This is a genomic window from Paenibacillus durus ATCC 35681, from assembly GCF_000993825.1.
GTDB lineage: Bacteria > Bacillota > Bacilli > Paenibacillales > Paenibacillaceae > Paenibacillus_AQ > Paenibacillus_AQ durus_B.
In genome coordinates this window covers 2,494,394-2,507,296 of the sequence record NZ_CP011114.1, presented here as the reverse complement: position 1 = coordinate 2,507,296, position 12,903 = coordinate 2,494,394, and the positions used below count along the sequence as shown (strand labels likewise).

At 53.2% G+C, this 12,903-nt stretch carries 10 protein-coding genes; 4 read left to right on the top strand and 6 right to left on the bottom strand.

From position 1 onward, the window contains the following. The first annotated feature begins 331 nt into the window (after positions 1-331). Positions 332-850 carry a hypothetical protein gene (locus VK70_RS11475; protein ID WP_025699789.1) on the top strand — a complete coding sequence of 173 codons (519 nt, stop codon included), beginning with the start codon at positions 332-334 and terminating at the stop codon, positions 848-850. A gap of 59 nt (positions 851-909) precedes the next feature. Here the strand turns inward: VK70_RS11475 and VK70_RS11470 are convergent, their stop codons facing one another. Beyond that, a complete protein-coding gene (locus VK70_RS11470; protein WP_046723299.1) occupies positions 910-2,169 on the bottom strand; it encodes a DNA glycosylase AlkZ-like family protein in 1,260 nt (419 codons plus the stop codon). 136 nt (positions 2,170-2,305) lie between these two features. Between VK70_RS11470 and VK70_RS29530 the strand changes: the two genes are divergently transcribed. After that, positions 2,306-3,864, top strand: a protein-coding gene (locus VK70_RS29530; protein WP_411431684.1) for an IS3 family transposase whose coding sequence is annotated in 2 segments (ribosomal slippage) — positions 2,306-2,939 and positions 2,939-3,864 — 1,560 coding nt in all. Because the reading frame shifts where the segments join, the coding sequence is not laid out codon by codon here. Positions 3,865-4,201: 337 nt separating this feature from the next. Continuing rightward, a complete protein-coding gene (locus tag VK70_RS11450) occupies positions 4,202-5,761 on the top strand; it encodes an IS1182 family transposase (RefSeq protein WP_082210231.1) in 1,560 nt (519 codons plus the stop codon). A gap of 103 nt (positions 5,762-5,864) precedes the next feature. Here the strand turns inward: VK70_RS11450 and VK70_RS11445 are convergent, their stop codons facing one another. Together VK70_RS11445 and VK70_RS11440 are read right to left on the bottom strand one after the other, a co-directional pair. Then, positions 5,865-7,961, bottom strand: a complete 2,097-nt coding sequence (locus tag VK70_RS11445) for an ABC transporter ATP-binding protein (RefSeq protein WP_046723296.1) — start codon at positions 7,959-7,961, stop codon at positions 5,865-5,867. Positions 7,962-7,989: 28 nt separating this feature from the next. Then, a complete protein-coding gene (locus VK70_RS11440) occupies positions 7,990-9,732 on the bottom strand; it encodes an ABC transporter ATP-binding protein (RefSeq protein WP_025696652.1) in 1,743 nt (580 codons plus the stop codon). A gap of 501 nt (positions 9,733-10,233) precedes the next feature. Here VK70_RS11440 and VK70_RS11435 point away from each other — a divergent pair. Next, complete coding sequence (locus tag VK70_RS11435; RefSeq protein ID WP_025696654.1) at positions 10,234-10,572, top strand: HesB/YadR/YfhF family protein; 339 nt, start codon at positions 10,234-10,236, stop codon at positions 10,570-10,572. Between the two features lie 72 nt (positions 10,573-10,644). Here VK70_RS11435 and VK70_RS11430 read toward each other — a convergent pair whose 3' ends face one another. The 3 genes from VK70_RS11430 to VK70_RS11420 form a co-directional block, all read right to left on the bottom strand. Further along, complete coding sequence (locus VK70_RS11430) at positions 10,645-11,160, bottom strand: hypothetical protein (RefSeq protein WP_025696656.1); 516 nt, start codon at positions 11,158-11,160, stop codon at positions 10,645-10,647. A gap of 187 nt (positions 11,161-11,347) precedes the next feature. After that, positions 11,348-11,791, bottom strand: coding sequence for a DUF441 domain-containing protein (locus VK70_RS11425; RefSeq protein ID WP_025696658.1), 444 nt, complete (start codon positions 11,789-11,791; stop codon positions 11,348-11,350). A 2-nt stretch (positions 11,792-11,793) separates the two neighbouring features. Next, positions 11,794-12,798, bottom strand: coding sequence for a YpdA family putative bacillithiol disulfide reductase (locus VK70_RS11420; RefSeq protein WP_025696660.1), 1,005 nt, complete (start codon positions 12,796-12,798; stop codon positions 11,794-11,796). Positions 12,799-12,903 lie beyond the last annotated feature (105 nt).

The window sequence follows — 12,903 nt, the reverse complement described above, 5'->3', positions numbered from 1 at the left end:
GGACTGTATGCCAAGCCGGGAAGCAGCGTGAAGGGGGCGGAGGATGGCATTTGCCGATTCGTCCCTGCAGCCAAATAAGCGAAGCTGTTGCTGTATTGGCTTGAAAATGTTCGTAAGCAATCACAACGCAGTAGAGTAACGGGCCAGCTTTTGCGGAAAGCTGGCTTTTATATGTCATGAGCCATAAGAATATCTTAAAAGGAAGCGTAGAAGGAAGAGGGTATTAACAAGAGCCCGGCGAATTGTTAGAATGTAGAAAGCAGAGGTTTACATCCATACATAGACGTCAGATAATTATTTAACAACAACGCTACATAATGACGGAGGGCAGATGAAGGAGGACACACAATTACCGCAAAGTGAACATTCCAAAGAGCTGTTCGCCTATTTTGGACTGGCCGTCTATTACTGCCAGGCATTGGAGCAGCAACTTACCAACCTGCTCCTGCTGACGAAGCTTTCCCAGGGGACCTTACCGTCCGAGGCGGAGCTTACGGATTTATATCAACGTAAACTCGGCAATTCACTTGGTCAGCTCATTAAAGAGATACAGCATCATTTTCCTTTCTCGGAGGAAGAGACGACGCAGCTGCATCATGTCTGGAAGCAGAGAAATTATATTGTTCACGATTATTTCAAGGAACGAATCCAGGACACGTTTACTCCTGCCGGCAGGACCCGCATAATCAGGGAACTGAAGCGGTTCAAGAATAAAGCCAGCGCCTTGGAGCTGAAGCTGCAGGGTTATTGTTCGGAGCTGTACATAAAGCTGGGGCTGGAAGGCAAACTGGATGACGAAGATTTAATTGGCGGCGATTCTTCCGCCGAATTGAAGCGGCCCAATCGCTAAAGCCAGTGAATATTAACTGGACATTGAGCCTCTGACTGGCAGGAATGCCGGCAGAGGCTTTATTCATTCCATTCTTCAATGCCGCTCTGGGCCGCCACAGGGGGCGCCGCCGTTATTCTGATTGCACCTAAGGAGAGGGCAAGCGAGGAAACCGCGGATTTCGCTGCCTCCAGCAAGCCGGATATATGAGGACCCTCTTCGGCTTCCCACCACCAGTTCCGGATGATAAGATCACCGGACGTTCTGTCCAGAACCGGCTCGAATCTGGCGGCAAAACGGTCATTATAGAGCAGCGGCAGCACGTAGTAACCATAAGTGCGTTCCTCAGCGGGCTTGTACACCTCCCACCGGTACTGAAAGCCGAACAGCTGACGAATAAGCTCTCTGTCCCAGATTAAATTGTCGAGAGGGGCCAAAGCCGTGGCATAATGTCCGGTTTCGAATGGATTATCGCCGGGCCTGCCGTTCAGAATCGTTTCCAGATCAGAGGCGTCGGAGGTTCGAACATAAAGCGGCGGCTTGATGCCTTCCACCCTCACTTCCCTGATGGAATCGGCAAGCAGCAGCCGCCGGATTGCGGCGGCGCGCTCCCCGCTCTTGAGACCGCTTATTCCCAGCCAGCCATCGCCGGACCTGTTCCACAGCAGGCCGATTGCTCCAATTCTCCGCAGCACATACCAGTCATGGTACGATTCTTCCGCCCTGTTAGGCTCCGGTTCGGCAAGAAGATCTTCCGGCAGCAGCTTTGCCGTAAAATCATAATAGCGGCGGGTGTGAACCCGGTGATGGATGGACAGCTCTCCCCAATAATACATGCTCTCCAGCGCCGCGCGGGACAGCCTGGCGGGAGCCCAGGCCCAGTCCACTTTGTCTTTAAAGTCCAAATCGAGCGAGGAGAGCGGACCGCGCGCCGCAATCTCCGCGCGAACCTTGTGGACAAGCGCCATCACGGCTTCATTGGAGCCGTGCCGCTGGGCTGCGCGTTCCCTTAGTCTGCGAAAATATGGCCAATCTTCCGTGCAAAAGATCGACATGTTCTTGTCCCAGCCGTCGAGGAGCAGCCTGTCCTTATATAGCAGCTCTTGTGCCAACCCTGGCGTAAAGCCGGGGATGCGAGCTTGTAGCACAAGCTCGTGATTATGGCCGGTTATATTCAGGGGGTCGTACTGGATACAGTTGACATGTCGGATGTACTGGTACACGCTTGCTTTCCCGCCTGGCAGGCGGTATGGGCCGAGCCGTTGATGCTTTAGAAGAAAATGCGCAGCCTGGCGCTTGGATACGTCATAGCTTATCAAGAGCGAGTTCACTCCGTTCATTGGGTGATTATCCCATTATAACGAACAAGCGTTCCGTTTGCAATGAAAGAAAAAAGAGGGTGTCCCAAAATGATATGCTCCCCATATAGTAGACAGGTGAAATAATAAAACCTGTTACTGTATGGGGAGTATTTTTATGGAACAAAAGAAGTTTACGGCATTCGATAAATTGACGATCCTCCAAGAAATTAAACAGGGATTCCTTGGAGTGAAGGCTGCTGCTCGGAAGTTTGGAGTCACCAAGAACTCTATCGTGAAATGGCGGCGAAGGTATGAGTTGTACGGTTACGAGGGTCTGGAAGTCCGGACCCACAACCGAACGTATTCCGCTGAGCTTAAACTTCAAGCGGTGAAAGATTATTTGGAAGGGGCATTGTCGCAATATCAAATTATTGAGAAGTACCGGATTGCGAGCTGCACCCAACTCGCGAACTGGATTAAGAAGTATAATGGTCATAGCAACAGCTTTACAGCTGACTCAGGAGGAACTAAGGCTATGACCAAAGGACGTGCAACAACATGGCAGGAGAGGATCGACATTGTGCTGTACTGCCTTGCAAACGGACAAGATTACACGAAGGCGGCAAGCCATTTCCAGGTGTCTTACCAGCAAGTATACGGTTGGGTAAAGAAGTACCAAGTCGGTGGAGAGGAAGCCCTGCGGGACGGCAGAGGACGCACCAAGGCGCCGGAAGAGCTCACAGATGCCGATCGCTACAAACTCGCCATGAAGAAGCTAGAATATGAAAATGAACGGCTTCGTGCGGAGAATGCTTTCCTAAAAAAGTTAGAGGAACTCGAAAGGAGGGGACATTAAGTTCCGTTCGTCAGGAGAACCTCTACCTGGCCATTCAGGCTGTACAGCAAGAGGAATCCTGCTCCATCCGGCTTTTATGTGCCATCGCAGGGATAGCACGGTCCAGTTACTACAAATGGCTGAATCGCAAACCCAGTGGCCGAGAGGCTGAAAATGAGAAACTCACACAGTCCATGCTCCACTTGTACGAGAAGGTAGAACGGACTTTTGGGTACCGTCAATTAACCCTGCATTTGCGAAGACAGATGGACAAACCGCTTAACGCAAAGCGAGTGTACCGTCTCATGAGACTCCAAGGCATCCAGTCCGTCATCCGCAGAAAGAGAAAGAAGTATGCAAACTCCACACCTCAGCAGGTCGCAGAGAATGTGCTGAACCGTAACTTCAAGGCAGACGCTCCAAACCAAAAATGGGTCACGGATGTCACAGAATTCAAATACGGGAACGGGAAAAAGGCGTATTTAAGCGCCATATTAGACCTGCACGATAAGTCGATTGTTTCCTACGTGCTGGGCCATTCCAATAATAATCCGCTGGTCTTTGAGACGTTGGAGTCTGCCTTACAGGCCACGCCAGAGAGCCATCCACTACTCCACAGCGACCGTGGGTTTCAGTATACCTCTTTGGACTTTAAGAAGATGCTAGACAAAGCGGAAATGAAACAAAGTATGTCCCGAGTGGGCTGCTGTATCGATAACGGACCGATGGAATCCTTCTGGGGGACATTGAAATGCGAGAAGTACTATCTGCATACCTACCGAACCTTTGAAGAACTCCGAAAGGACATTGATGACTACATTCACTTTTACAATAACGAGCGGTTACAGGCAAAATTAAACGGCCTCAGTCCTATGGAATTCAGGACCAAGGCCGCTTAATACACTTTTATTATTTGTACTGTCTACTTGACGGGGTGCAGTTCAAAAGCCATGCAATGGCTGCTTGGGACACCCCTTGTTTTGGAGTAGTATCAACTTGAGCACTCGGTATGGACGCTGCGCGAACGGATCGTTGTTCCAATCGCTGTTGTGTCCGGATTTTTTGAATCTCTCTTTGCAGTTAAAATCCGGACACAAAGGCGACCGCTGCCGCTTTTCCACAATCGCTCCGTCCTCTCCGCTGCTCGTAACGAAATCTTCTACGATATCAAACACAAAAGAAGCCTTTCCTTGGTAAAATGGAAGTGACGAGCAACCATTACAAGGAGGGCTTCTTTTGTACATTCAATATACCATGGATCAACTTTATCTGCCAATGGACCTAGAGGAGGACATTCCCCAAAACCACCTCGTTCGTGTCGTCAACGACATGGTGAACCGCATCAACGACAAGATCTTTGCAGCCGCTTACCCGGGTGGAGGCCGCCATAGCTACCACCCCAAAATGCTCACCAAAATCATCCTCTACGCCTACACCCAGCGGATCTACTCTTCCCGTCAAATCGCCAAGGCCGTACGGGAAACCATTCCGTTCATGTGGCTGGCCGGACGCCAGCGCCCGGACTTCCGCACCATTAACCGGTTCCGCAGCGAGCGAATGAAAGACGTACTGGAATCCCTGTTTACCGCCCTGCTGGAACTCTTAACCCAGGGCGGCTATGTCAAACTGGATCACTATTTTGTGGACGGCACCAAGATTGAGGCGAATGCGAACCGGTATACGTTTGTCTGGCGCAAAGCGGTGGTTCGGTACAAAATGAAGCTGCAGGAGAAGGTGCGGGTACTGTTCCAGACGATTGAAGTGCAGGAACAGCAAGAGAATCTGGCCCATGAAGATGCAGATTTGGCGGAGCTTGGGGAATCCGCTTCACTAAGCAGCGAAGCGATGGAACAGACCTTACGGAAGCTGGAAACCCAGCTGAACGAGCAGCCGAAAGATAAGCCGCTAAAGAAAGCGGTCCGCTTGCTGAAGAAAGATTACCTGCCGCGCATGCAGCGCTACGAGCGGCAGGAAGAAACTTGCGGAGAGCGAAATAGCTACAGCAAAACCGACCCGGACGCCACGTTTATGCGGATGAAGGAAGACCACATGAAGAACGGCCAGCTGAAGCCGGGATACAATGTGCAGGCGGGAACGGAAAACCAGTTCATTGTAGGCTACAGCGTGCACCAACGGCCGACCGATACTCGCTGCCTGATTCCCCACTTGAAGCAACTGCAGAGGAGGCTGGGCCAACTGCCAAAAACCGTCGTTGCTGATGCGGGCTACGGCGGAGAGGAGAATTACGCCTATCTCGAAAAGGAAAACTGCGAAGCGCTAGTAAAATACAATACGTTCCACCGGGAAACAAGCAAGTCCTGGAAAACCGATCCCGGGAAGCTGGAAAACTGGACATATGACGAAGAGAACGACCAGTGGATTTGCCGAAATGGGCGAAAGCTGGGTTTTGTGCGGGAAAGCCGGAGCCAATTAGACAGCGGTTATGAAGTGAAGCTGCGAGTGTACCGGAGTGAAAACTGTGAAGATTGCCCCCTAAAGAGTGGCTGTACCAAGGCGAAAGGCAACCGGGAAATTCGAGTAAGCATGACGTACCTGCGGTACAAGGAGCAGGCGCGGGAGAAACTGCGGAGTGAGGAAGGCCGGACTCTTTCCGCCCGGCGAATGGCGGAAGTGGAAAGTGTATTTGGGCAATTGAAGAACAACCGGGGATTCCGGCGGTTCCTGCTTCGAGGGCTTGGGAAAGTAAGCCTAGAGGTCGGGTGGCTTTCGCTCGCCCACAATCTGATGAAGAAATATGCGGTGGACCAAAATGCCAAACCGGCCGGCCAAGGATGAACCCCTTGACCGGCCGGTTTGCTGTTTTTTCAACATTTGGTTGTCCCCCAAGCTTTAAAATCCTGCTTTGGGACAGCCCCTTCCGGCAGCGAAGCCAAAGATCCTAACTTTGCGAATGCGCCGACTGCATTGCGGCCGGAACCTTTACAGCCGGATCAGGCTTGGATGCTTGGGCAGTATCCGTACTCTGGGCGGCGGAGCCGACCTGAAGCTGATACATGCGGTAGTAGCGGCCGCCAAGCGCCATCAGCTCATCGTGGCTGCCCCGCTCGACGATTTCGCCCCGGTGCAGGACGAGAATCTGGTCTGCGCTGCGGATGGTCGACAGGCGGTGGGCGATGATAAATGTGGTCCGGCCCTTTTTAAGAACCTCCAGAGCCTGCTGGATAAGGCTCTCCGTCTCCGTATCGATATTGGAAGTGGCCTCATCAAGAATCAGGATCGCCGGATCGAAGGCAAGCGCGCGGGCGAACGAGATTAGCTGACGCTGTCCGGCCGATAGCGTGCTGCCTTTTTCCACTACCGGTTCGTCGAAACCTTGCGGCAGATGGGCCAGCAGCCGGTCCGCGCCGACTTCTCTAAGCGCCCATTCGACTTTTTCCCTCTTAATGCTCTTATCTCCTAGGCTGACGTTGGAAGCGATCGTCCCGGTGAACAGATAAGGGTCCTGAAGGACGATGCCCATATGCTTCCGCAGCCACTGCTTCGGAATATCCGTCGTTTTTTGACCGTCAATGGAGATGGAGCCGCGCTGCGGATCGTAGAAACGGAACAGCAGGTTGATGATCGAGCTTTTGCCTGAGCCGGTATGGCCCACAAGGGCGACCGTCTCGCCGGAGCGTGCCGTGAGCGAAATGTCGCGCAGGACGAAGTCTTTTTTATAGGCAAAGGAGACATCCTCGAACACCACATTCCCTTTGTACCGGGGCATTTCTCCGTCAGTCACGTCTTCCCCGAGCTCATCCATAAGCTTGAAGACGCGGCCTGCCGACACCATTGAGGTATCGAGATTTGCAAGCTGATTGACCATTCCGATAATGGGCTGGAACATCCGTCCCAGCACGTCGACGAAAGCGTAGAGCACGCCGAGCGAGATGATCGTCCCGCCGCCAAGGCTGCCAAAGCCGAAATACCAGAGCACGAGCGCAAAGGAAAGACTGCGCAGCGCACCGACCAGATTATGCGAGGTCAGCGAATTGAGATTAAGCATTTTGTTCTGGTACTTCAAGTAGTCTTCGTTGAGCGCTTCGAATTCGTCCAGCCGCTGCTTCTGGCGGCGAAAGATGCGGATAATGGGCATCCCCTGAATCGATTCGTTGATAATGGCGTTAATCTCGCTAAGGCGCGAGCGGATGATTGTGTTGTATTTGGTTGCGATTTTGCGGTACAGGATGACCCAGATCACGATGACCGGGACGATGAACAGGCTGGCCAGCCCGAGCCGGACATCCAGCAGGAACAAGGCGGTATACACGCCGATAATATTGATGATCCCGGTGGCGAAGTTCGACAAGACGGCAATGAACAGCTCCTTGATTGCTTCGGTATCGTTGGTTACCCGGGATACTACCTTGCCCGCAGGCAGGTTATCGAAGAAGTAGACCGGCAGCCGCTGGATATGCGCATATACATCTGTTCTCAGCTTGCGGACGACCTGGTTGGCCGACGATTGCAGCCAGTAGGTCTTGCCGAATTCGGCGAAGATCGAGATCACCAGAAACAGCCCGAACAATGCGACGAGCTTATAAATGCCGGGAAGTTCCGGGTTGTAAAAAGCGAATACATCTTGGGTGGCAAGCTGTACGGCCGGATAGCTGACTCTCTCGCCGCCGCGGTCGATTATGACTTGACCGTCTTCATAGCTGCGCTTCCCGTTAATCGCTTCAACGGGCTGGCTGATGAAATAGAAGCTTCGTCCAATCTGGAGCAGGCGAACCTCGCGGCCCTTGGACTCCCCCGGTTCAAACCGGTCGCCGCGCTTGAAATATTCATTATTGTACCGGACGGCGTTGCCAGGCGAATGGGTTGCAAAATAAGGTCTCTCAATGGCAAGCATATGGTTATCAATCATGCTTCTGGCTATAAAAGGGCCCGCCAGCTCCGCTGCGACTCCGATGGAGAGCAGGAGGAGCGCCGCGATGAAGGTTGTCTTCGCATGCAGCGCATACTGCAGCAGGCGTCTGCCCGTACTTTGTTTCAAAATGGATGGCACCTCCCTGGTGAATGGTTTAGTTCAGATTATTCTCCACCTGCTGGCGTTCGTATTGTTCCCGGTACCAGCCGCCCAGTTCCAGCAATTCCTTGTGCGTTCCGCGCTCGGTAATCACTCCGCCATCCAGAACAACGATCTGGTCGGCATGCTCGACGGCGGACAGGCGGTGGGTGGAGATCAAGGTCGTCTTTCCGGCTCTTCGGGACCGGATGTTGTCGACAATCCGGGCTTCGGTCCGGGCGTCCACCGCCGACAGCGCGTCGTCGAGGATCAGGATTTCCGGCTCGGCGATAAAAGCGCGGGAGAGTGATACCCGCTGCTTCTGACCTCCGGAAAGAGAGACGCCGCGTTCTCCGACAAGCGTATCCAGTCCGCTTTCCAGCGTATCCAGATCGCTGAGGAAGGCGGCGGTGGAGACCGCCTCCAGAATTTTGTCGTCGCTTGCGCGCTCGAGTCCGAACTGGATGTTCTCGCGCACGGTTTTGGAGAACAGAATTTGTTCCTGCGGCACATAGCCCATCCAGCTGTGCAAACGATCTAGCGCAATGTCCTCAATCGGAACACCCGAAATGCGGATGCTGCCGGTTCCGGTAGGATATTCATGCAGCAGCTGCTTGAGCAGCGTCGATTTGCCGCTGCCGGTGCGGCCGACAACGCCGAGCGTCTCGCCTTTGGCCAGCGACAGATTGATACCGCTCAAATTATCAATGGGTGACGCAGGGTAGCGAAACGTCACATTGTTAAATTCAATTCCATCTGGCCCGGATACTCTGGCCGGATGAGCCGGGTCCTGTACATCCGGGACGGAATTCAGCGTCTCATCGATTCGTTCGAGCGAAGCGCCGCCGCGCTGCATAATATTGATCAGCTCGCCGATGGCGAACATCGGCCAGACCATCATGCCAAGATACATATTGAACGATACGAGGTCGCCCAGCGTGATCTCATTTCGGAAGACGAGGTAGATTCCAAACGTCAGACCGATGATATAACTCAGGCCCACGCAGAACCGGATGGTCGGTTCAAAAAAGGAGTCCACCCGCGCAACAGCCATATTTTTACGGTATACATCATCCGTGATTTCCCCGAATCGCTTCTCATCCAACCGTTCCTGCACATAGGCGCGGATCACGCGCACGCCGGATACGGATTCCAGCACCTGATCGTTCATATCGCCGAAGGCGTCCTGCGCCAGACTATAGCGGTCATGGATGGCTTTGCCGTAGATCACCATTGCCACCGCAATCAGCGGGAGGGGCAGCACGGCGGCCAGCGTCAGCTTCCAGCTCACCAGAAAGCCCATGGCAAGGAGTACGACGGAGAAAAAAACGGTGGAGTCGACCAGTGTCAGCATCCCAAAGCCTGCGGTTACGGATACCGCCCGGATGTCATTGGTGGCTCGGGCCATCAGGTCTCCGGTGCGGTTTCGCTCGAAGAAAGAGGGCGTCATCGTAAGCAGATGGGTCATAAACCGGGAACGCAGCAGGCGTTCAACCAGATTCGATCCTCCGAACAGGCTGCGCATCCATATGTAAGTAATCCAGTAGATGATCAGGAGCAGAGCAAGAATCATTACAATGTACTTAATGAGCGAACCTGCCGTAATAGAACCGTGTACGATTTCGTCAATGGCGTTACCCAGGAGACGCGGAGGCAGAAGTTCAATGACGCCGGCAATGATCAGCACGAACAAGCCGATCGTATAGCGTCTTTTCTCCCGGCGGAAGAACCAGCCGAGATCTTTTAATACGGAAAACATGAAATCCCTTCCTTTCGATTAGGTGTGGTGTCGGCATTAAGACCCAAGGTTAAGCGGGATTAACGTTCGGTGAAGAGCAAAAAAGGCATACCATCCGTTAACGGACGATATGCCTGGTTTCTCAAACGTATCATGCGCACGGTGCATGACAGCACCGGCCAGTAAAATGTTCGGCTTCCCGAAAAGTAAAGCGGCTAGAACGCGCGCTTCCGGGAAAGATTCACCTGCAGGGCTGCTTCGGTATTCTGTTGGATAAGGCTGCCGACAATAGTGTAATGAATATCCATGAATGTAAACACCGAGATCACCCTTTCGTTAAAAATTTGGTAATGATTAGAAGACGTTTCGCTCATGTCGAGTTTATCACCGGTCCTGCAAAATTGTCAAACAGGTTTTTGATTAAAATTATTTTCGTTTGGATTGCGGCATTCCGCTTGTGGTTGGAATAGAGCCTGGGATTAGGGTATGATAAATGTAATAGACAAAGGAGTTGAGAGCTTTATGAGCATTACTGTCAGTCCTGAAGCCGCCTCCTGGTTCAAGCGGGAGCTTGGTTTAACGGACGGCGACTGTGTCCGCCTGTTCCCAAGATACAGCTCCGGCGGCGGGCTTCATCCCGGATTTTCGCTCGGCATTGCCGTGGAGCCGCCGGGACGTCCGGGACTTCAAGCTTCCCGGGAGGGCATCGTTTTTTACATGGAGGAGCAGGATTTATGGTATATGGAAGGGTACGTACTGTCGATCATCCACTCGCCGGAAGAAGATGATATCGAGTACTGGTATGACCCTGAGGCTAGCGGTGAGAAAGTGCCGGAAGCCGCCGCCGGCGCAAATAAGTGATAAACAAATGGAGCCCTTGCCATCGGTAAGGGCTCCATTTTTGCGGTTAACGACTGCTGTGAGGGAGGGCGGTCAATGGGACCGGCGGAAGGTTTCTTCTTCCATGGCGAATTCAAAATCGTCGATATCGTATACCATTACGGGGATGCCTCCGTCGATAATCCGATGGATCAGCTCGACCTGGTCGGTTAAGATCGGAATCTTCGCACGCTGTGAGGTCAGCAAAAGCTCGGTCTCGATCGGGTCGTAGGTTTCGCCGTAACTGGCATTGTCCACACTGTTGATGACGGTTATTTGTGCCCGCTCGCCGAGCAGGATGGCCGGACTCTTAGCCCATGGAACGTTCAGACAGCGGCGGATCTTTTTCTGGTTAAGCGGCTGCTCGAAATAGGCGATTAGTTCACCGATCTTAGCCTTGACGTGCTGATCGTCATCGGGAATGTTCATCAGCGGCTCGTCGCTATCCCGGAGCTCGTACAGTTCGAGTATCGTAGTATACGGAACGATATATTCTACCGGTCTGTTCGGTACCAGCAGTTGGCCGTAAATGGCCATCATAACGGCTTCAGTCACAAATTGTCTTGACATCATTATCCTCCTGAAGTTCGGGTACTGCTATAATCCTTGGAAAGGATTTAAAAATATCAAAACACTGTACGGAACAAAAGTCAATAAGCGCACTACCGGGAGAACTGCGTACGGACTGCCAAGAATAGACAACAGAGGTAGAATCCGCTTGACCAAGCTGGTATCTATCCTCTGTGCGCATGCATGCTCAAATTCTTCCGATGATGAGCGACAGGATGCCTGCGGCGATGAGCGGGCCGACCGGAACGCCTTTGAAGAGGGCGACTCCGATAACGGTTCCGATCAAGAGACCGGCGACAATCGTCGGCTGGCTGCCGATCAGGACCGCTCCCCGGCCGCCAAGATAAGCGACAAGTATGCCTATAGCGATGGCCGTCAGCGATTTCCAGTGGAGAAATGCCTGCCCCACGGTTTGCAGCGAGATTCGTCCGCTTGCCAGCGGGGTCATAACGCCGATCAGGAGGATGATGATACCGACCGTCAGTCCATACTTTTCAAGCCACGGAAAAGCTTGATGGAGGCCAAGCAGCCGTACCAGAAGCAGCGCCACCATAGCGATAGTCACGGTTGAGTTGCTGCTGATGACGCCGAGTCCGGCCAGCCCCAGGAGAAGCAGGGAAGTGTAGTCCATCTTCAGTTCCGCTCCTTGTCTTCATTCAGGCGTTTCGCTGCCGCATGCACCGCGATCAGCGCCCCGTGCCGTCGTCCCGTCTCTATGAAAATCTCGTTGGCGTTGCGGCCGGAGGCGATAACGCCTGCCACATAGACGCCCGGAATGTTCGTCTCCATCGTTGCCGGATCAAATACGGGCTTATCCATATCGTCGTCCATCAAGACGCCGATGGAGGACATCAGTGCACGGTCCGGTCTGAAGCCGGTCATCGCCAGAACGAAATCATTGTCCAGCGCGTAAGCTTCGCCCCGGGAACCGGAGGATACGACAACCGTGTCCGGTTTAATTTCGGTAACTCTGGACGAAAGATGAAGCCGGATCTTTTCCTTTTGCACCATGCTTTCAAAGATTGGGCGCACCCAAGGCTTGATATTGCCGGAGATGCTGTCTCCGCGGTAGATCATATCGACCTCGGCCCCGGCCCGAATCAGCTCAAGAGCCGCGTCCACGGCCGAATTGCTGCCGCCGATAATCGCAACCCTCATGCCGGTGTATGGGTGCGCCTCCCTGAAGTAGTGGGTCACCTTCGGCAAATCCTCGCCGGGAATGCCGATCCAGTTCGGCTGGTCGAAGTATCCGGTGGAGATGACGACAGAGCCCGCCCGCCGTGTCTTCCGTTCACCGCGCTTGTTCACTGTGGCGACGCCGAAGGTTCCGTCCTCCAGCCGCTCAATCCCCGTCGCTTCCTCATAGGCGGCAATTTCCAGTCCATATAGCTCGGCAGCCTTGCGGTAGTAGACGAGCGCCTCGTGGCGGAACGGCTTCTCGTTCGGCGTCGTAAAGGGAACATCGCCGATTTCCAGCAGCTCCGGAGTGCTGAAAAATTGCATATGGGTCGGATACAGAAAGATGGAGTGGACAATAAAGTTCTTCTCCACAATGATCGTTGACAGGCCCTGCCTGCGGCATTCAATGGCAGTGGACAGGCCGCAGGGCCCGGCGCCAATGATAATGACATCATGCATACAGCGGATTCCCTCCTGTTTATTTTTTCTCGTATATTCTTCGTCCGTTTGGAACGTGCAAACTACATCCTACCGCAATTTGCACGGTTTTTCCAGGGCAGGGCG